Annotated in this window: 18 protein-coding genes; 10 read left to right on the top strand and 8 right to left on the bottom strand. The window is 46.2% G+C overall.

Features of this window, described 5'->3' with window-relative positions; translation table 11 throughout:
- Positions 1-136: 136 nt before the first annotated feature.
- Positions 137-1456 carry a hemolysin family protein gene (locus tag ACO0KW_RS00340; protein WP_423049528.1) on the bottom strand — a complete coding sequence of 440 codons (1320 nt, stop codon included), beginning with the start codon at positions 1454-1456 and terminating at the stop codon, positions 137-139.
- A gap of 379 nt (positions 1457-1835) precedes the next feature.
- Between ACO0KW_RS00340 and ACO0KW_RS00335 the strand changes: the two genes are divergently transcribed.
- The 3 genes from ACO0KW_RS00335 (at position 1836) to ACO0KW_RS00325 (ending at position 4971) form a co-directional block, all read left to right on the top strand.
- Positions 1836-2822 carry a tetratricopeptide repeat protein gene (locus ACO0KW_RS00335; RefSeq protein ID WP_423049526.1) on the top strand — a complete coding sequence of 329 codons (987 nt, stop codon included), beginning with the start codon at positions 1836-1838 and terminating at the stop codon, positions 2820-2822.
- Between the two features lie 228 nt (positions 2823-3050).
- Positions 3051-3671, top strand: a complete 621-nt coding sequence (locus tag ACO0KW_RS00330) for a YitT family protein (protein ID WP_423049524.1) — start codon at positions 3051-3053, stop codon at positions 3669-3671.
- A gap of 175 nt (positions 3672-3846) precedes the next feature.
- Positions 3847-4971, top strand: coding sequence for a beta-ketoacyl-ACP synthase III (locus ACO0KW_RS00325; RefSeq protein WP_423049522.1), 1125 nt, complete (start codon positions 3847-3849; stop codon positions 4969-4971).
- 97 nt (positions 4972-5068) lie between these two features.
- Here ACO0KW_RS00325 and ACO0KW_RS00320 read toward each other — a convergent pair whose 3' ends face one another.
- The 4 genes from ACO0KW_RS00320 to pgmB all read right to left on the bottom strand — a co-directional run bounded on the left by ACO0KW_RS00320 (position 5069) and on the right by pgmB (position 10942).
- Positions 5069-5812 (bottom strand): thiol:disulfide interchange protein DsbA/DsbL, encoded by a 744-nt coding sequence (locus ACO0KW_RS00320; protein ID WP_423049520.1) that lies wholly within the window; start codon positions 5810-5812, stop codon positions 5069-5071.
- Between the two features lie 88 nt (positions 5813-5900).
- Positions 5901-7535 (bottom strand): alpha-amylase family glycosyl hydrolase, encoded by a 1635-nt coding sequence (locus ACO0KW_RS00315; RefSeq protein ID WP_423049518.1) that lies wholly within the window; start codon positions 7533-7535, stop codon positions 5901-5903.
- Positions 7536-7898: 363 nt separating this feature from the next.
- Positions 7899-10211, bottom strand: coding sequence for a family 65 glycosyl hydrolase domain-containing protein (locus ACO0KW_RS00310; RefSeq protein ID WP_423049516.1), 2313 nt, complete (start codon positions 10209-10211; stop codon positions 7899-7901).
- Positions 10212-10291: 80 nt separating this feature from the next.
- Positions 10292-10942, bottom strand: coding sequence for a beta-phosphoglucomutase (gene pgmB / locus ACO0KW_RS00305; protein ID WP_423049514.1), 651 nt, complete (start codon positions 10940-10942; stop codon positions 10292-10294).
- Between the two features lie 589 nt (positions 10943-11531).
- Here pgmB and ACO0KW_RS00300 point away from each other — a divergent pair.
- The 3 genes from ACO0KW_RS00300 to ACO0KW_RS00290 all read left to right on the top strand — a co-directional run bounded on the left by ACO0KW_RS00300 (position 11532) and on the right by ACO0KW_RS00290 (position 13515).
- The gene (locus ACO0KW_RS00300) at positions 11532-12155 is read left to right on the top strand and encodes a DUF3885 domain-containing protein (protein ID WP_423049512.1); all 624 of its coding nucleotides are present in this window, start codon (positions 11532-11534) and stop codon (positions 12153-12155) included.
- A gap of 139 nt (positions 12156-12294) precedes the next feature.
- Positions 12295-12549, top strand: a complete 255-nt coding sequence (locus ACO0KW_RS00295; RefSeq protein WP_423049510.1) for a hypothetical protein — start codon at positions 12295-12297, stop codon at positions 12547-12549.
- Between the two features lie 240 nt (positions 12550-12789).
- Positions 12790-13515: a dienelactone hydrolase family protein gene (locus tag ACO0KW_RS00290; protein ID WP_423049508.1), complete on the top strand. Its 726-nt coding sequence runs from the start codon at positions 12790-12792 to the stop codon at positions 13513-13515.
- Positions 13516-13582: 67 nt separating this feature from the next.
- On the opposite strand, the gene ACO0KW_RS00285 is transcribed toward ACO0KW_RS00290, so the two are convergent.
- A complete protein-coding gene (locus ACO0KW_RS00285) occupies positions 13583-13948 on the bottom strand; it encodes a four-helix bundle copper-binding protein (protein ID WP_423049506.1) in 366 nt (121 codons plus the stop codon).
- A 313-nt stretch (positions 13949-14261) separates the two neighbouring features.
- The gene (locus ACO0KW_RS00280; protein WP_423049504.1) at positions 14262-15083 is read right to left on the bottom strand and encodes an alpha/beta fold hydrolase; all 822 of its coding nucleotides are present in this window, start codon (positions 15081-15083) and stop codon (positions 14262-14264) included.
- Between the two features lie 258 nt (positions 15084-15341).
- On the opposite strand from ACO0KW_RS00280, the gene ACO0KW_RS00275 reads away from it, so the two are divergent.
- Positions 15342-15659, top strand: a complete 318-nt coding sequence (locus ACO0KW_RS00275; RefSeq protein ID WP_423049502.1) for a single-stranded DNA-binding protein — start codon at positions 15342-15344, stop codon at positions 15657-15659.
- Between the two features lie 148 nt (positions 15660-15807).
- Here ACO0KW_RS00275 and ACO0KW_RS00270 read toward each other — a convergent pair whose 3' ends face one another.
- On the bottom strand, positions 15808-16479 hold the full coding sequence (locus ACO0KW_RS00270) for a glycine zipper 2TM domain-containing protein (RefSeq protein ID WP_423049500.1): 672 nt from the start codon (positions 16477-16479) through the stop codon (positions 15808-15810).
- 406 nt (positions 16480-16885) lie between these two features.
- Between ACO0KW_RS00270 and ACO0KW_RS00265 the strand changes: the two genes are divergently transcribed.
- From ACO0KW_RS00265 to ACO0KW_RS00255, 3 genes are all read left to right on the top strand, one after another.
- Complete coding sequence (locus tag ACO0KW_RS00265; RefSeq protein WP_423049498.1) at positions 16886-17545, top strand: substrate-binding periplasmic protein; 660 nt, start codon at positions 16886-16888, stop codon at positions 17543-17545.
- A gap of 155 nt (positions 17546-17700) precedes the next feature.
- Positions 17701-19644, top strand: coding sequence for a methyl-accepting chemotaxis protein (locus ACO0KW_RS00260; RefSeq protein WP_423049496.1), 1944 nt, complete (start codon positions 17701-17703; stop codon positions 19642-19644).
- Between the two features lie 58 nt (positions 19645-19702).
- Positions 19703-20572 (top strand): outer envelope protein, encoded by an 870-nt coding sequence (locus ACO0KW_RS00255; protein ID WP_423049494.1) that lies wholly within the window; start codon positions 19703-19705, stop codon positions 20570-20572.
- Positions 20573-20690: the final 118 nt, after the last annotated feature.

Below are 20690 nucleotides of genomic sequence, written 5' to 3'. Positions count from 1 at the left end.
AAATATGTAAAACAACAGTGTTATTCGGCGAAAATAATACATAAAAATCAAGTAAAAAAAATGGATGCCTTAATCAGCATCCATGTTAATTTTGCACGAAGGAAGAAGTATCTTGCCATGCAATCAAAATCAGACTTTAATCTCGCATATCACTCGGCTCTTCAGACTTAGGATGTACGCGCACCAACACAATACGCGGTCCATTCATTTTCTTTACCACCACGTCAAATTGTGGGAACTCGATCTTTTGCCCTTCTTCTGGCAAGTCGCCGAGTACATGCATAATCAACCCACCGATAGATTCAACTTCTTCGCTATCGAGATCTATTCCCAAGGCGATCCCCAAGGTAAATAAAGGCAAGCTACCTTTACCAATCAAGGTGCCATCATCTAGCAAAGTCCAGTCGTTATCATTTTGACGGAATTCATCCCGAATTTGTCCGACTAAGGCACTCAATAGATTATCCAAAGTTAAGAATCCTACTGGCTTACTATCGCGATAACCAACCATAGCGAAGTGCGGCGCACCTTTACGGAAACGGCGAAATAGTTCCAAAGCGGGTGTGTTTGGCGGCACATACTCAACATGACGCAAGTGCTTGCTTAAATCATCGAGTGCCTTGCCACTCTGCTGTGCAAGAAACAAGTCCTTCAAATGCAACATCCCCAGTACGGTTTCACCATCACTATCGATATACGGATAACGACTAAAACGATTGCGGGCTGCAGTCGCCATATTCTCTTCTAAGCTGGCATCTTTATACATCGCCACCACTTCATTGATCGGGCGCATCAGATCGGAAATTTCGAGATCTCCGAAATCGAGCATCTGCGCCATGATGCTCCATTCATCTGGAGTGAGTTTTTTGCTAGCGTGACTGCCCCGCAAAATCATCTTTAATTCTTCGGGTGAGTAATGGGCATCGCTGCCATGGCTGGCATCCAAGCCCAGCCAGGACAATATGGTGTTAGAACTATTATTTAGCACCCAAATTGCCGGAAACATCGTCCAATAGAATACATATAGAGCAGGTGCAGTCCATAAAGACACGCGCTCAGGTGTGCGAATTGCCATGGACTTGGGTGCCAATTCACCAACCACGATATGCAAGAAAGAGATGACAAAAAACGCAAAGAATAAGGATATGCGGTGTATCCATTCGGCAGAATCTATGCCGACCATTGTGAGCAGAGGCTCTAAAATGCGCGCGAAAGCGGGTTCGCCGACCCAGCCTAAACCGAGAGATGCAAGGGTAATCCCGAGTTGACAAGCAGACAAATAAGCGTCGAGATTTTGATGTACCGCAACCAATAAGCGGCCACGAAATCCGCCCACTTTGGCCAAACTGCGCACCCGGGTTGCCCTCAGTTTGACCAAGCCAAATTCTGCCGCCACAAAAAAACCATTGAGCAACACCAGAAACAATGCTGCAACGATATACAAAATATTATCCAACGCCGGACTTTCAAAAATAGACCAGCCTCTACTTTACCCTAGAAATACGACAAGACTGTGGCAAAACCAGCTAGAAACAGTAACTAACTCGCCGAATACAAGGACTGCATCCACAGCAGCAAAATAGGAGCAGCAACTACGAATCAACTAAGTGACAACTCAACACTTTCAAAATTACTACCCCGCCATCCAAATTTCGGCACACTGCCTGGTAACCGCTCATGCCGTTTTTTCGGCAGTTCATCATTGTTAAATTCTGTGTCATCGCATTTTGATTGACAAACGTTAATACAAAATTGACACTGCACCTCGCTTCACGATTTGGACCAAGTTTTTGCACTTAAATATTGCCTTATGTCGCTTTAGATGGGATTGAACTATGCACACAAAATACCAACTCTCTGCTGTATTTCTACTCTTGAGCGTGAGCTCTCTGCAAATGAGCCAGGCTCACGAATATGAAGCTTTAATAAAGGCAAAAAAGTATGCCGAAGTTGAAAAATCGATCAGCAGCAAACTCAGCACAGAACCCAATAATCCCGATGCTTTAGTCGCGCGCACTGAACTGATTCTGATCGAAGGCAAAGAAAGCCGTCTCGATGAAGCCGTGAAACTCGCCGAGCAATGTATCGCCGCCAATCCTAAAAATTCGGAATGCCAAGAAGCATTGGGCAATACGCTCGGTACCAAAGCGATGCGCGGCGGGGTAATGTCAGCAATCAGCTATGTAGGCAAAATTCGCGATTCCTTCAAAAAGGCCATCGAGCTTGATCCCTCCAACTTCAGCGCGCGCAGCTCTTTGATGCAGTTCTATTTACAAGCACCCAGCTTCGTCGGTGGCGGCACGGGTAAAGCGAAAGACTTTATCGTAGAGACCATCAAATACAGTCCAGCCGCCGGCGCCTTGCTACAAGCCTCTCTCGACTTGCATGAAGAAAATATTGAACGAGCAACATCCGTAGCACTAGCGGTCAACACCTCCAATTCAGAAGCGCTGGCCAAGCACCAACGCAATGTGTTGTCGAGTATTGGTCACGCATTGATCAACGATAAGAAGATGACAGAGGCAGAAAAAATCTTCCGCGAATTATGTAATCGTTTCCCTGACTCTTCCTTAGGCTTTTATGGCTTAGGCAAGGCATTACAGGAGCAAGGCAAAGCAAAAGATGCACTGCCTTTCTTAGAAAAATCCGTGGTGATTGACGCCAGTGCCAATGCACTTTACCGAATAGGTAAGGCGTGGCAAACACTAGGTGACAAAGTCAAGGCAATTGCTGCGTATGAAAAAGCCTTAAGTTTTAAACCTGAGTTGTCCAAGAAGATCAAATCGGAAGTAGAAGACCATCTGAAAGCATTAAAATCATAAGTATGGTTTAGTCAATATCTTGGGGGCTCTCAATCGCTTTCCTCCCCCCAAGCCCACATACCCGCAATTCGCTTTGACAAGTATCAAGTAAACCCTGAATAGGCCGCCAATGCGGCCAGTTCAGGCGTCAGACACCGCTACAATATGGGCTGAGAATCCGCTCAAATACGTCGACCAAAAAATGACGATCAAGCCCTGCCAGCTAAGTTTGACTTTATGAAAACTGCGATGTCCACCCCGCCACGCCCTCCTGTTGCCGTGCCCCACAATCTTTTTGAAGATGTGCTGGCGATATTTACGGGCACTTTGTTGGTGTCACTGGGCGTCGCCTTATTTAATCAAGCAGGATTATTTACAGGCGGAACCGCTGGTTTAGCATTTCTAATCCATTATGCAACCGGTCTGTCTTTTGGGCCGGTTTTCTTTGTGCTGAATCTGCCTTTTTATTGGTTGGCATGGAAACGCATGGGCTGGCGCTTCACCCTCAAAACTTTTATTTCAGTCGCCTTAGTTTCTGTGATGTCGGGGCTGCATCCTAAGATGGTCCAATTGAGCGCATTAACCCCCTTCTATGTCGCGTTGATAGGCGGTTCCTTGATGGGTGTCGGCTTTATTGTGCTTTTCAGGCATCAGGCTAGTTTAGGCGGCATTAATATCTTGACGCTGTATTTGCAAGAAAAACATGGCATCCGCGCTGGAAAATTGCAAATGGGCATTGATTTGTGCATAGTTTGTGCTTCCTTCTTGCTGGTGTCTCCAATCGCGATGTTGGCGTCTGTGATTGGCGCGGTCGTTTTGAATTTGGCGATCATGCTCAATCATCGTCCAGGTCGCTATCTGGCCGTATGATGCTTATTACATAAATTTGCGAGTGGCGAAGGATTCGAGTAATCACTCTAAGATCCATGGCTAAAGCAGCGTTGATAAAATACTTGTGTAGAATTATTCGGCTAAGCACTAAGCACCGCCAACAGAAGCAGTGCTATCCTTCACTCCACCCGAGAAACTCAGCGAGGAAACCCAGATGAACCAAGTCGTCATCAGCGGCACCGGTCTATACACGCCCACCGAATCTATCTCTAACCAAGAACTCATCGCCAGCTTTAACGCTTACGTTGAGCAGTTCAATCAAAACAATGCGGCGGCAATTGCAGCCGGTGAGATCACGGCTTTAGAAACATCCAGTGAGGCCTTCATCGAAAAAGCGTCAGGCATCAAGTCACGCTATGTGGTCAATAAGGCTGGTGTACTGGATACCAATCGCATGGTGCCGCATATCGCTGAACGCAGTGATGATGAACCGTCGATCATGTGTGACATGGCGGTTGCCGCCGCCAAACAAGCTTTAGAGCGCGCAGGCAAGACAGCGGCGGATGTGGATGCGGTCATTTGCGCGGCAAGTAATATGCAACGCGCCTATCCGGCGATGGCGGTAGAAATCCAAAATGCCTTAGGCATTGATGGCTACGGTTTTGATATGAACGTAGCGTGTTCTTCCGCCACTTTCGGCATACAAGCAGCGATGAGCGCAATTCAAAGCGGACAAGCGCGCGCAGTCTTAGTCGTCAACCCAGAAATCACCAGTGGACATCTGAACTGGCGCGATCGTGACAGTCATTTCATTTTTGGCGATGCTTGCACAGCGATTCTTTTAGAGCGAGCAGATCTCGCCACATCAAAACATCAGTTTAGTATTTTGGGGATGAAACTGAAAACTGCATTTTCAAATAATATCCGCAATAACTTTGGCTTCTTGAACCGTGCCGATGAAAGCGGTATCGGCAAGTCTGATAAATTATTCCGCCAACAGGGTCGCAAGGTATTTAAAGAAGTCTGCCCTATGGCAGCAGAAACGATCACGACCACCGTGCAATCAGCCGGACTGGAAGTGAACCAAATCCAACGCTTCTGGCTACACCAGGCAAACTTGAATATGAATTTGCTGATCGCCCGTTTGATTTTAGGGCGCGACGCCAGCACTGAGGAATCGCCCACCATTTTAGATACCTACGCCAATACTTCGTCAGCGGGTTCGATCATCGCGTTTCATAAGCATCAAGATGATTTAACCAAAGACGCGATAGGCGTGATTTGTTCGTTTGGCGCGGGTTATTCCATTGGCTGCGTGGTAGTGAAGAAACTCAATTAAAATACCAATGTGCTAAACATAAAAAACGCCAGATTCGTCTGGCGTTTTTTATGTCCTACGAATCAAGTACACCTCAACTCGCACTCAATCGCTTGATTTATTTACTAGCAGCAGCTTTATCCTTTTGCGCCTTCGCAATCAACCAATCCAAGACCGGCAATAAAGCCTGATTCGCCTGCTCTTCAGAAGGTCTGCCATATTCTTTGCCCGCCATCGATGGAGAGGTGTGAAAGCGACCATCGACAATTAAGGTTGGCCAAGAATTAACTTCATAATCGGCCATCACGCGTTGCGAACGACCTTGTTTGGTCTTTACCGTGAATGAGTTATACGCGCTGAAAAAAGCGGCTTTATCGATGGTCGTTTTATTGATGAAATCACGCACCTGTTCGTCCGTCATCAATCGATTGCGTTGCACATGATAGGCATCAAAAATCTGGTTGTGCAATTCGTCCGCCTTGCCAATTGCATCCAATGCGAAGAATAATTTTTGTTGCGCTTCGACGCCGGGATTTAATACATGAATGCGCTTAAAATTAATTTTATCGCCCTGCTTTTTCACCCACTCTGCCAATGTCGGCTCTAAGCCATAACAAAAGTGGCAATAGTAGGCGAAAAATTCAATCACTTCGATTTTCGGGCTAGAACCGGTGCTTTGTGCTTGTGCCAGCACCGTGTATTCAATTCCAGCTTCTGGTTTAGCGATCGATGCCTGCGCATTCATTCCTAAATTAATATTCAGGCAACTCAATCCCGCTACTGCTATGAATTGTGAAAAACGACGACGTTTCAATTGTGCTTCCAAATTATCTTGCATAAATTCATCCCCAAATGATTCCATGAAATTCCTTGCACAGTATAAACGGAATCGCGCCCCTCTATCATCCCCCGTCTGTCCCCCTTCAATCTTCCTCTGTCTCGACTGTCTATCAGCCACGACGTTTCAATCCTATCCATGCGCCATAAGCTGGCAGATTTAAATTAGCACCGTCTTTCTGCCCAACCAAGCCATGCCCTGACAAAACGATCGCATCTTGTATCAAAGGCCAATCTATTTGTTGCGCTTGCGCGGACAAATTAAAAACCGCATAGACGCTAGGCGCACCTTCCAGATCACGACTCAAAGCTAATAAGGGTTCGGGCAGATCATAAAAATGGATGTCGCCCCGCAATAGCTGAGGAATGCTTTTACGCCAACGCATCACTTTTCGCACAAAGTGCAACACTGAATCTGGATTGTCCTCTTGCTGATTCACCGCCAAAGCGACATGCTGCGAAGGTACCGGCAGCCAAGGTGTCGCATCCGAAAACCCGGCATGATGCTGATCAGACGCCCAAGGTATGGGCGTGCGACAACCATCGCGCCCTTTTGATTCAGGCCAAAAGGTAATACCAACCGGATCTTGTAAATCTTCATAAGCCAGCTCTGCCTCGCTCAATCCCAATTCATCACCTTGATAAATACAGGGAGTTCCTTTTAACATCAATTGCATAGTCATAATCATCTTGGCGAAAGCAGATCCAGCTGACTTGCCGCCCCAGCGCGTGTGCACGCGTGCCACATCATGATTACCGACCGACCAGGAAGCCCCGCCATCTTTTACACGGGCTTCAAAGGCTTCCACTTGCGCCCGTATATGCGCGGCTGAGAATTCGGCAGTCAGCAAATTAAAGCTATAGGCCATGTGCAAACGCTTACCGCCTTCGGTGTATTGCGCCATGATTTCAAGCGCATCATCTGCACCAATTTCGCCAATTGAAATGGCCTGATATTCATCGAGTAAGATCCGCACACGCTCCAAAAACGCTAAATTCTCGGGACGTGAATTGTCGTAGATATGTGCTTGCATACCATACGGATTAGATGCTGCGACATTCACCGTATTTTGCTTTGCAGCGACAGGATTATTGCGCAATTGCTGATCATGAAAATGATAAATGCAAGCATCCATACGAAAGCCATCGATACCGCGCTCCAGCCAAAATCGCATATTCGCCAAATGCGCATCTTGCACCGCAGGATGATGAAAATTCATATCCGGCTGACTGGTCAAGAAATTATGCAGATAGTATTGGCAACGTCGTGTATCCCATTGCCATGCTGAGCCGCCGAAAATCGACAACCAATTATTTGGTGGTGTGCCATCGGCTTGAGGATAGGCCCATACATACCAATCAGCTTTTGGATTATTTCTGCTGCTACGGCTTTCTGCAAACCAAGGATGACTCTCTGCCGTATGCGATAAGACCTGGTCGATCATTATTTTCAAACCGAGGTCATGCGCGCGCGCAATCAGAATATCAAAATCTGCCAACGTGCCAAACAAGGGATCGACATCACAATAATCAGCAACGTCGTAGCCAAAGTCCTTCATCGGCGAAGTAAAGAAAGGGGAAATCCAAACAATATCTACGCCCAAGCTAGCGATGTAATCAAGCTTTTCTGTGATGCCAGGCAAGTCGCCAATACCATCACCATTACTATCTTTAAAGCTACGCGGATAGACCTGATAAATCACGGCTTCACGCCACCAGTCAGCTTTTTGTGCGATCCAATTTTTCATACTTAAGTTCGCATTCAAGAAAGATAAAAAAAGCCCCTCACTTGCTTACGCAAGGAGGGAGCCGAAACTCATCATCGAACTGATTACCCCAACGATGTGAGCAAGAAATTCTGTGCAAAAAAACGAAGCTCTCAAAAAAAGAGATGAATTACATCGCTTAAGCCCCTCTCTCGCAAGCGGGAGAGAGGTTGGGGTGAGGGAGATTGAGCTTGTTGAAAAATAAAATTAGACTGTCATCCTACTGTTTGAGCAAAATAATTTCTCCAAGAAATCCACTTTACGGATTGCTGAACTCCCCTCACCCCTGCCCCTCTCCCGTTCACGGGAGAGGGGTTCTCGCTAATACGCTTGTTTATCCAACACTCACCGCGCCACCGTCAAAATCTGACGTGCTGGCACTTGCTTTTCTGCACCTGCCAAACGTAAAGTTAAACCAGTATCCGATTCATTTTCTATCATGATGGAATTACTGGCAACTGTCACTTTCAATAAAGCACCGCGGAAGGTGATGCGGAAAGAATAGCCCTGCCACTGCTTCGGCAAACTCGGATTCAAATGCAAGACACCTTGCTGAACTCGCACGCCACCAAAGCCTTCCACTACCGACATCCAAGTACCAGCCATCGACGTAATGTGCAAGCCATCATCGGTGTCGTGGTTGTAGTCGTCAAGATCCAGACGCGCAGTACGTAGATAAAATTTATACGCCAAATCTTCATAGCCCAATGACGACGCCAAAATGGAATGAATACACGGCGACAATGAAGATTCATGCACGGTCAGCGGCTCATAGAAGTCGAAATTTTTCTTGAGTGTCTCTTTGTCGTAGTTCGCCTCAAAGGTATAAATCCCCTGTAAAACATCCGCTTGCTTAATATAGCAAGAGCGCAAAATGCGATCCCATGACCAGTTTTTATGAATAGGATATTCGCCTTTAGGAATCGCTGACATCGGCAACAATTCTTTATCCATAAAGCCATCATGCTGAATAAACACTCCCGTTGGCGCATCCACCGGCAAGACGATTTTCGCTGCGACATCGGCCCAGATCGTTTCTTCGTCTTCGTGTCCACCCAAGTGAGTTTTCGCAACGATCTCGGCGTAACGTGCAGGATCGTTCGCTTTAACTTGCGCTAGAGATTCACGTGTGTAATTCAGAGTCCATTGCGCCAGCAAGTTGGTGTACCAATTATTATTGACGTTATTTTCGTATTCATTCGGACCCGTCACGCCCAACATGATGTAGCCATTGCGACGATCTGACCATTGCACACGTTGACGCCAGAAACGAGAAATTGCGATCAGTACTTCTAAGCCATATTCCGCCAGATAGCCGACATCACCAGTGTGATTAATGTAGTTGTAGATCGCAAAACTCATCGCACCGTTACGATGGATTTCCTCAAAGGTAATTTCCCATTCGTTATGACATTCTTCGCCATTGATGGTGACCATAGGATACAAAGCCGCGCCATGTTTGAAGCCCAGCTTAGCCGCATTCTCGATAGCGCGTCCCAAGTGTTTATAGCGATATACGAGCAATTGACGCGCCACTTTAGGATCGGCCGTTTTCAAGTAAAACGGTAAGCAATACGCTTCTGTATCCCAGTAAGTCACGCCACCGTATTTTTCGCCAGTGAAACCTTTAGGGCCGATATTTAAGCGTTCGTCTTCACCGGTATAAGTCTGGTTCATCTGCAAAATATTGAAGCGGATCGCTTGCTGTGCAGCGACATCGCCTTCTATCGTAATATCGCACTCCGCCCATTTTTTCGCCCAAGCTGAGCGCTGTTCGCTCAGCAGCGTGGTGAAACCTTTGGCGTGCGCGGTAGCTGCACTAGCCTCTGCGCTCGCTTGAAGGTTTGCTTTGTCCGCATACAAGGATGAAATCACCGCGACATACTTGATCAGGCTAATTGTCTGGCTTTGCTCTATCGTGATCGCCACCGTATTCCCAACCAGCTTATCTTGGGAAAATGGCGCGATGGTGTATGAAGTATCTTCACCATCATGCTCTAACGCCAACTTAAACGCGCAAGCAACATGAAAAGCTGTCTTCTTCGTTTCACCTGTAATCGCTGCAGTACCTTGCGCAGCAGTGCGAGAAATCTCCACCCAAAACTGCTCGTCGTAATTGGAATCTTGATTCACCACATTCAAATCAAGTAAGGGTGTGAACGTGAGCTTGCCGCTGAAGTTCAAAGCTTTCACAGAATAGCGAATTACCGCATTGTCGGTATCGACGATACTGGTGAAGCGTGTGGACTGCACTTCAATTTGCTTACCGGATGCTAAGGTCGCCACAAAGCTGCGTTGCAAGATCCCTTCTTGCATGTTCAACACGCGTTTAAAATTCGCCACGCTCGCCGTTGCCAGATCCAGTTCTTCGCCGTCAACGTTGATGTTAATTCCTATCCAGTTCGTTGCATTGAGCACCTTGGCGAAATATTCTGGATAGCCATTTTTCCACCAGCCGACGCGCGTTTTATCTGGATAATACACACCCGCCACATAGCTACCGCGCAGACTACTACCACTGTATTTTTCTTCAAAATTTGCGCGTTGGCCCATCTTGCCATTGCCGATAGAAAAGATACTTTCGGAGATACGGTTCAAAGCAGGATCAAAGCCTTCTTCGATAATATTCCACGGGTCTTTTTTGATGTAATCTCTCATTGCTATTTCGTCCGTCTTTGGTTTATCTTGTGCACTACTTCGTCACTTTTTTTGCTATTTTTTGCGCTTTTTTTCGTCGATTACGCGAAGCGTGCCAACACATCCACGATGCTCAAGCCCGCAAAATTTGGTAACACAAAATGCGCCTGATCCAGTACCGCAGCACTGCCGATACCCACTACCTTCATGCCTGCATTTCGCGCTGCCTGCACACCCGCCACCGCATCTTCAAACACAATGCACGCACTAGCAGGTACCGCCAATTCTTCCGCTGCCTTCAAAAACACTTCGGGATCAGGTTTGGCTTTGCTGACTTTATTGCCATCAACTATCGCATCGAACTGATCGAGCAACTGTATGCGCTCTAAAATCAAGACCGCGTTTTTACTCGCCGATCCCAGCGCCACTTTCATCCCTTGCGCGCGCGCCGAACTCAAAAACTCCGCAGCACCAGGCAAAATTTCTTCTGGCCCGATTTGCTGTATGTATTCCAAATACCAGCCATTTTTACGCACCAAAGCCGCATCAAATTCCGCAGCATCGAGCTCTTTGCCACCTAAGCGCAAAATCAAATTCAAAGACTCAATCCGGCTTACACCTTTGAGCTGCTCATTGTCATGCTCAGTAAAATCAAAACCCAAACTATTCGCCAAGCGCTTCCATGCCAGATAGTGATACTTCGCGGTATCCACAATCACACCATCGAGGTCAAAAATGCAGGCTGGTTTCATAGACTTACTCATCATCAGAAAAATTTAAAAAGCGTAGATTGAATGATTTTTATAGCTTTTAGACATAAAAATTCAAAGCGCTTTGGATTGATTTGAAGTTTAATTCAAAGCGCTTTGAAAAGTAAAGCAAAAAACGTGTGGTTTTGTTGTTTTGTGGGATTGGCGGATGATCTTCGCCTGCGTCCATAGGCGATATCAATATATTATTGTAAGCATGACCTTAAGTTTAATAAGGCTTACCACCTATTTGAAACATCATCGTTATTATTTTTGCATTTATATGTTAACTTATGTTCCTTCCCCATTAAATCAAATTAGGTGTCTTCACATATGAAAAGCGACGAATTGAGTATGGATTGTGAGACCCACGGAAAAGTATTTACCGCCACAGTGTGCTGTCATTTGGTTAAAAACAATGGAGCGCCGCTTGGTTTTGTCGAGAACAGCTCTGAACCTCGCGATCTTCAAGCTTGGTGCTACGCATGTGAACATATGTTCTTGCTCGAAGAAGATATGACTGATCGATTTAGAAAATTTTGCGATTTCTCAGTTGTTTGTGAACAGTGCTATGCAAGCATTAAGGATCAGCATGAATCCAAAAATTAGTAGGTCAATCGAGGAAATGTTTGGGATTCAAGCGTGCGGGAATGCGCTGTTCTATGCGCACCCAGACGGCTTACGGTTTGAACTGTCGGAAGGTGGAGAACCGTTAGAGCAGGTGCTGACAGCTTTACGAAAAGCCTCGCTGATTTGTGAAGATTTGTTTGATGCAGTTGATTCAATAACAGTTTGTTTATGGAGATTCGCTGGGAATGATAAGTTCGCACTGCGCAAAGTTTTACGTGAACTAAAAAATGTGGGTATTGCAATTCCAGAAGAGCGTGAAATTTGGTTTGCCCCCGTTCCATTCGAAGACAGGTTTGATGAAAGCATTGAAGAGTGGAGGATAAGCGTTGCGTTTCAATTACCAATAACGAAACTACAGAGTTTATTTTGGTGCGCTTTTACAGTTGATTTCCCATCTTTGCATCCCAATCCCCGTTGTGACGTATACATTTTCAATTTTAAAGATCGTATATTAGTGCATCCTTATGATGATAGAGGTATGGATATAATTGGGCCAAATAAGGATTTTTTAAGAAAACTATACGTAAAGCACAATAGCCTACTGCTTGATTACGATAGAGCGAGGATGTCAAAATCCTTTGAATAGATTAACAAAACAAATGACAAAGAATCGCATTGACCATTTCATTTATATTTTTTACTGACGTGGTGATCTCGTCATTTTGGCTTCTTTTTGCGTTCGCATCGCACAATTCCCCCATACTTAAACTTAGGGCTCTAAAAATATGATTCACGAACTTTGGATAGAGTCGTCTGGGCAAACGTTCTGTCTAGCTGGCCCGAACGGTGATGCTGCGCGCGCCCTCCTTAAACCGGGCGGAAGTCGTGTTTGGACAGTCGATGCCGACAGCCACTTCGAGGCGATGACTAAATACTATCAATACATGGACTGGGGTGTTTACAAATCTGATTTCCCAGAAATCGACATGCTATCGTATTCACTGCGAGATGATGTTCTTCATCCCAATGACCAGCAGTAAGAGGTTCAACTCCAAGTTCGAGCCGACTCTCAACGGCTCGTCACTTCAGGCTCTCATTTCATCCCTGGACATTCGTCCTCAGCTGCTTTTCGCTGCTCAGCTTCAATGCTGTGCCTCACATCAAACAACCCCATCCAAACAATGAAAAAAACAAAAACACTCATTTTCCTTCTCTGCGCCGCCCTGACGAGTTGCGCAACCATCTCACCAAAGCAAGAACTAATAGACAACCCCACTCCCTTGTCACGAGAACTTTTCAACACGGTATCCGCCGACCAATTTGAGAGCGCCAACTTTATCTCATCACGCGGTGCACACTTACCCTATCGCCTGCTGCGCCCATCGAAGCTGAGTCCAGGAAGGATTTACCCTCTCGTAGTGCAACTGCATGGATCAGGAGAAATAGGAACTGACAATCTAAGCCAGTTAGATCGTCTGGCCAAGAGCTGGGCAATGCCGGATATTCGAGATCGATATCAGGCTTTTATTTTGATTCCACAGTTTTCAATCAGAAGTGCGAACTACGGTCCCGCTGCACCAGATCAACATGCTGTAGCTTCACCAATGTTGAATGACACGATAGAGCTCATCAATCAATTTAGCTCAGTGAATCCCATCGATAAATCACGGATTTATGCCTCGGGATTTTCGATGGGCGGCTCAGCAACATGGCTCCTGCCAACTATCGCACCTAACATGTTTGCTGGCATTGTTCCCATGTGTGGAATCGCGCCACCAGACTCGCAAGCAAGCAATTTTACGAATCTACCTATCATCGTGATTCACGGTGACGCCGACTCGGAAAACCCTATTACAGCTGATCGACGCTTCGTTCAAGCGATAGCTAGTCTCGGTACAGGGCAAGTAGCTTTGAGAGAGTACAAAGGACTGAAGCATCAACCACCGTCCGATATCTATCCAGGATACTGGTGGCGTGATTGGTTATTTGGTCAGCAGCGTAAATAAAGCCACTTTTGAAGGACTGCTGATTTACGACACCTGTATAACCAGCATTGTCCTGTACTGTCTAAATTCATCCAGCCTTGGCGCTCATCTTACGGCAACTCGCAGCACAATCATGACAAGCCTTGACGCAGGCGTCCATGCCTCCAACTGTTTCACAACTTTTTGCACAAGCCTCGCAAATGTCAGCGCAGATGGTGCAGAGCGCTTGATGAAACGATGAGCCAGATAATTGCATACTGGCCGATGTTTGACATATCGCAGCGCAATCCATCATCAGGCGAAAATGTGTCGCTTCCACATGCGCTCCACCCATTTCTAAGCAGTGCATCATGGCGGTATGCAAACAACTTGCATGACAATGGTTGCAGGCTTCAATGCAAGACTGCATATTTTTATTGTGGGCAGTGTGATCGCCCGCCATAGTTTGATTCATTTGAGATTCTCCTTAAATAATTTGATTAAAAAAGCCCAGATACACTGCAAAAATAATCGGCAGCCGAGCCCTTCACATCTGCGACAATAAGCGATCGTTGGGTATGGGTCTGTACGACAGCACACGATATTTTGACAATGAGAATTTTGGCGTTTTCATCCTCACCTGTGATTCATGTGGTCTTTTCGTTTGTGTTCGACTGGCACGAGTACAAGCCTTCATTCAGGTGCCATCACTACGTTCATTGCTTGCTCAGCTTATCTGACTTATTTAAGCACAAGCAATGAGCTTCAAACGAAATACGGGTCAGTCACTATTGACGGATAAACGTCAGTAAGTCTTGCGTGAATTTTTCTCTGTGGGTTGCAAACAGACCGTGGGGCGCACCTGGATATTCAATCAAGCGTGCACCCTGAATACCTTTTACCGCCAATCTGGCAGATGCTTCGATGGGTACGGTCTTATCTTCTGTACCGTGAATAATTAATGTCGGCACTTTAAAATGCGCCAAGTCACCACGAAAATCGGTACTGGAAAACGATTTTAAGCATTCCAGTGTTGACTTCAGACTTGCCTGCATCGCGATGTTACGCATGTTATCCAACAGCTCATCGCTGATCAAATTGCCTGGCGCATCCGCACCGAAAAATGTACGAAAAAAACCGGTGAAAAACTGGGCGCGATCTTTGTTGATCGTCAGTGCGGTTTCATCAAAGGCAGCTTGCTCAGTACCGGCTGGGTTGTCAGCCGTCTTTAAGCGGAAAGGAACAATGGAAGAAACCAGTGCTGCTTTCGCTACTGATCTACCGGCGTGGCGTGACATATAACGCGCGACTTCGCCGCCGCCCATCGAAAATCCAACGATGATAGCGTCTTGCGCTTTTGAATATTCAATCACAGCAGCGAGATCATCACTCAAAGTATCGTAATCGTAGCCACTCCAGGTTTGTGATGAACGTCCAAACCCACGACGATCATAGGCAATGGCGCGGTACCCTGCCTCGGCGATTGCCATCGCTTGCGCATCCCAACTATCGGATGACAATGGCCAACCGTGGATCAAGATGACGGGTTGCCCTGTCCCCCAATCTTTTAAGTAGAGTTTGATTTTATCTTTTGTTTCAATGTAATTCATGGTTGTCGCTCCTTAAGTGAGAAGGCACCATGACATGATGTGAGGATGCCAGCATTCTTCACTATATTGGGTAAGTATAGAAATGACCGTACGACAGCGCACCAAGATACCGAAGCAAAGAATGATGGAAGTTTGCAAACTCTCCTCAAGCTAAAAGGGACTGATGCAGTATCGCCTGATCTGAATGAGAAGCGGAGCGCACACCTCTATTTCAGGCCGTATAATGCGGCATCCTTCACCATTTCAGAATAAATAATCATGATAGACGCTCTCATCGCAGGACGCCTGTATGGCATCGCTGAACAAAGAACCGGGCACGCAGGGTCTAGCTATGTGACCTGCAAGGTCAAGGCAATGACCGATGATGGTGATAGCATTATGTGTAATGTGATCGCGTTCAATGAAACGATTCGTCAGACTTTATTGCGATTGGAAGATGGTGCGAGCGTGAGTTTATCAGGCGCTCTAACACCCAAAGTCTGGACCGACAAACAAGGAAATGCGCGCCCTGCTTTGGATTTAGTGGCGCATAGTTTATTGACAGCGCGGCAAACCGATTCGACTGACCAAGAATAATATCCACACTGTCAAATCTTTATCGAAATAGTGTGACGAAAAAAAATGACAGCGCAATTTCTCTGGCTGTCATTTTTATTTGTTAGTCCAACATCAACTCAGCGAACCGACACTCACGCTACGCAAGTTTTCGATGCGAGCAAGAGATTTACTCATTACTGACCAAACGACCATCAACCAATTTAACGCGGTCACCTTCGCGCCAATCTGGTTTCTGCTCTGGTTTAAAGGTGCGCATTTCACCATTTTCCATTTTGACTTTGACTTCATACACGGTGTGGGTATTGCGGCTTTTTTCGATTTCATTGCCTGCGTAACCACCGCCAACGGCACCGGCCACGGTCGCCAATTTTTTACCGTTGCCACCACCAACCTGATGTCCAAGCACGCCGCCTAATACAGCACCAGCGACTGCACCCACGCCACTACCTTTTTCTGCTTTTTGTTCGATGCTGTGCACCGATTCGATGATGCCGCATTGATTGCAAATAGATCTCGCTGGTTTTTCCGCTGAGACCACTTCATCGCGTGTTTTGTTTACTTGATTGTCCGCCTGTTTACTATTCACGGCGGAACTTGAACTTGTTTTGCTTGCGGTGTTTTTCGTTGCCGAAGATTGTGCTTCTGGACTAACTGCAGCAGGTGCAGCAGGTGCGAGTGTCGTCAAATTTGTGTCAGCGAACTCTGATTTCACTTCGCCTTTTGATCCCGGCAATAAGCCAGTCATGGCAGCGACACCAACAATACTCAAGACGATGACAGAAACTGCAGCGATCGCAACTAAGGGATGTAAAGATTTTTTTGCTTGGCTATCGCTCATAATAAACTTTCAATTGAAAAGGGTAAGCATAGTAACGGCAAAGTCGACCGGCAGGTTGACCAAGTGAGTGATATCCAGCAATGCCACCAGTGCCGCGCTGTCGGTTTCAACATCAAAGCATCGTATGGTGCTCAAAATCTTCAAGTCATTTCCATCACATTCAGTTGCCATTTGACAACAAGGATCGGCATTAAAGTAACAATTTTTTACAAACCACAAGGTTTCATTAACTCCACGCTATACAATTTATTCACAATTTCACTGATCACAATAAACACGTTAATCTCGGCTATCACCTCAAGAATCTATTCAGACCAATCACCGCGTCAGGACTGCCATGCAAGTTTCCAGGTTTTCCGTCTTGCTTGTACTTCTCTGGTTCACAAATAGTCTTCGCGCGAGCGAATTGACAATTCAAGTTATGCCTTTGCCCCCTTATGTAATGGAGGGAGCCAGACATGGCATCGCCTGCGATATTATCGAACGTGCGATGGCTAATCAGGGTATCAAAATCAAATTCAGCTACACCAATTACAAGCGCATGGAAATGGAGGTAGTTCAAGGGATTGCAGATGGAGCATTTGCGGGTATTCCTACCGACAATCAACAGGTTTATTTTTCGGAACCCGTCATCGAATTCAGGAATATTGCTGTCACCTTACGTGATCAACCATTTGCAATTGACAAGTTAGAGGATCTATCTAACAAACATGTCATCAGCTTTAGGCACGCTACTCGCATTTTAGGCAAGGATTTCGCACTGGCAGTCAAGAACGCGGCGTCGTATTTTGAAGTCGCCGATCAGCGTTCACAATTACCAATGTTAAATGCGCAACGCGGCAACGTCACTGTATTGGATTTCCGAGCTTTTGTCTTCTACGCAAACATTTTACATGGGAAAGAGCATTCACAAATCCTGTATAAGCAGTATGCCATTTTTAAACCAGTAATCGGTCAAATGGCCTTCAAGAAAATGGAAGTCCGGGATCAATTTAATCGTGGCTTAAAAAGTTTATTACAAAGTGGCGAATACGCCGCCATCATCAATAATTATTTGGATGATTAGATGCACTCTGGATAGTTCAGACATTGAATTGTCTAGTGAGTTTTACTATACGAATTTTCTTTGTTGTTATCAATTTCATCCACTTTCCTTCATATCGGTTAATTATCTGCTCGTCGACATCTGCAACAAACATATCGTCATCATTCGGAGATACTATGAACCTATTTCGTAACCTATCCATACGCAAAAAACTGTTGGCAAGTATGGCTGCATGTCTCGTGCTGTTTCTAATTATTTCTACCGCTTTGAGTTTTAGCATGATCGGCAATACGGTAAAAGAGCGTGCGGTCGAATTAGAATTGCCTGCGATCGTCGGCGAAATCCGCAATGATATTTTGCGGCAAATCGGGGCACCATTGGCAAGCTCACAAGCAATTGCCAACAATACTTTTTTGCATGCATGGGAAGCTGCCGGCGCTGGCGATGACGGATTAGAAGCCTGGAAAAAATATGCGCAGACGATACAGAATAAGACCCAGGCTGCCAGCGTATTTTGGGTATCCGGCGACAGCGGAAAATACTTTACACAAAAAGGCTTAGAACGTACCTTAAATAAAAACGATCCTTCAGATCAATGGTTCTACGGTCTGATGACGAGTAACAAAGCTTACACGCTGGACATCGACAAAGATAAAGGTGGCGACACCTATATGCTATTCATTAATGCCCGCTACGATGCAGGAAATGGCAAAGCTGGCTATGCAGGAATAGGCCTCTCGGTCAGCAAGTTAGCTGAAACCATTAAGAACTACAAGATCGGCAATTCTGGCTCTGTATATCTTGCACGTGCTAATGGTACTTTACTGATTCATAGAAATGCCGCATTGGTAGAGTCGCGTACGGATATCAGTAAATTGCCGGGGTTTTCAGAACAACTGGCAAAGAGTTTGTTAAACGGTAAGGCTTTCTATAACACCACTTATTCCTCGCCAGCAGGCAAGCAAATTGTGGTGTCGTCTTTTGTTCCGGAACTTGATCTTTATGTCATTGCCGAAGTACCAGAAAATGAAGTGATCGGTAAGGTGATGACGTCTGTCGGCTGGTCAGCACTGGTAGCAGGTATCGTTGGCGGCGGTGTCGGTCTGTTTGTGATCTTCTTGGTTAGCTCAGCGATTGCTGCACCAGTTGGCCGTGCTGCCAGCATGCTCGGAGAAATCGCCGACGGAAACGGAGATTTAAGTCGACGCATGCCGGTAGAAAGTGAAGATGAAATCGGTATGCTAGCAGATGCATTTAATCGTTTTGTGACCTCACTCAATCGCACTATTAGCGAAGTGCGCTCTAGCACGGAGACAATTGCGGCCGCCTCGAGTGAAATTGCGACGGGTAATATGGATTTATCCAATCGCACCGAAAATCAAGCGTCTAATCTGGAACAAACTGCCGCGGCAATGGAAGAACTCACTGCGACCGTGAAGCAAAATGCCAGCAATGCAAATGAAGCCAATCAACTCGTCGCCAACGCGTCGAATTACGCGGTGAAAGGCGGTGAAGTAGTTGGGCAGGTTGTCACCACGATGGGTTCTATTTCGCTGAGCTCACGCAAGATTGTCGATATCATTGGTGTCATTGATGGCATCGCGTTCCAGACCAATATTCTGGCATTGAATGCGGCAGTGGAAGCAGCACGTGCTGGTGAACAAGGTCGAGGCTTTGCGGTGGTCGCGTCGGAAGTGCGGAGCCTGGCCCAACGTTCTGCCAGTGCGGCAAAAGAAATTAAGAGTTTGATTGATGATTCGGTGAGCACGGTGGATGCCGGCAGTAAATTGGTCAACAGCGCTGGCGCTACCATGACTCAAATCGTTAATTCAGTGCAGCAAGTTGCTGAGCTGATGAGCCAGATCGCTGTCGCGAGTCATGAACAAGACGAGGGGATTACCAACGTGAATCAGGCGATCACCGAGATGGACGATGCAACCCAACAAAATGCGGCACTAGTTGAACAAGCCGCTGCCGCTGCGGGTTCACTGCAGGAACAAGCTGCCAAACTAGCCGGGGTGGTAAGTGCTTTCAAATTGGATGACAGTTTGCAGGAGCATGACAATAACGCTAACAACAATATTCGTTCAACAAGCATGCCGGTTCGACGATTGCGCTAGTACATTTTACAAAAGTTAAGCATTCATTCATAACAAACTCTCAGCATAAGGAATGACTATGAATCGTCCATTTTTTCAAGCAAGTTTGTTCGCCATTTTTGCGGTCGCTTGCGCTGCCACGACACAGGCCGATGCCGCCGATTGGAGTGATACATCAATCGGTTTTCGCAATGGGCAACAATTTCGAGAACCCTTCAACCCGCAAGCCATCAGCAAGAATATTTTTTCCTTGACGCATGCAAGTGGCTATCAATATGGCAGTAATTTTTTCAACGTAGATTTTCTGCAATCGGATAGCAAAGATCCCGCATCATTGACACAAAACAGTGGCGCACAAGAAGCATATGTTGTGTATCGGCATACCTTTGATCTTGGGAAGATTTCTGGCAGAGACATGCAATTCGGTGTGGTGCGCGGTTTCGGCATTACCGCGGGCTTTGATTGGAATACAAAAAATGATGTTGGCTACAATTCACGCAAGCGCATGTTGGTGCTGGGACCGACCTTGATGTGGGATGTGCCAGGCTTTTTGAATACTAGCCTAGTCTTGCTAGAAGAAAGTAATGCGCCTAGTGGTGCGTTTCCACCGATCTCAAATGTCAAATCACGCTATCACTACAAAACCCATCCTATGTTGACCATGAGTTGGGGCATACCTCTCGGTGAACGCATCTCTTTTGAAGGATACGCCAATTTTATCGCGAATAAAGGGGTGAATGAGGTCGGTCAGCAGACCGGTGCCGAGACGAATATCGACATGCAATTGATGTGGGATATTAGCCATTTGACCGGCAGCAAACCCAAGACCTTTAAACTCGGCATCGAGTATCAATGTTGGCGCAACAAATTTGGTAATACTGAAGCAATTACCCATGGCAATGGCTACCACGCCAAGTCGCCGATGGTGCGCGCCGAATATCACTTTTAATTCAAAACCGTCTTACAGCCCGCAGACCTGAGTTTGGTGAAACGCATTTGAAAAAATCTATATTGAAATTTATGCAAATCTCTCCTAAGATGCGTTTCTCACTGTTTTATTTACAAGG

It is taken from the genome of Undibacterium sp. Ji22W (genome assembly GCF_049340305.1).
Classification (GTDB): Bacteria; Pseudomonadota; Gammaproteobacteria; order Burkholderiales; family Burkholderiaceae_D; genus Undibacterium.
Note: the sequence above shows the minus strand (reverse complement) of the source record. Positions and strands in the feature narration are given on the sequence as shown.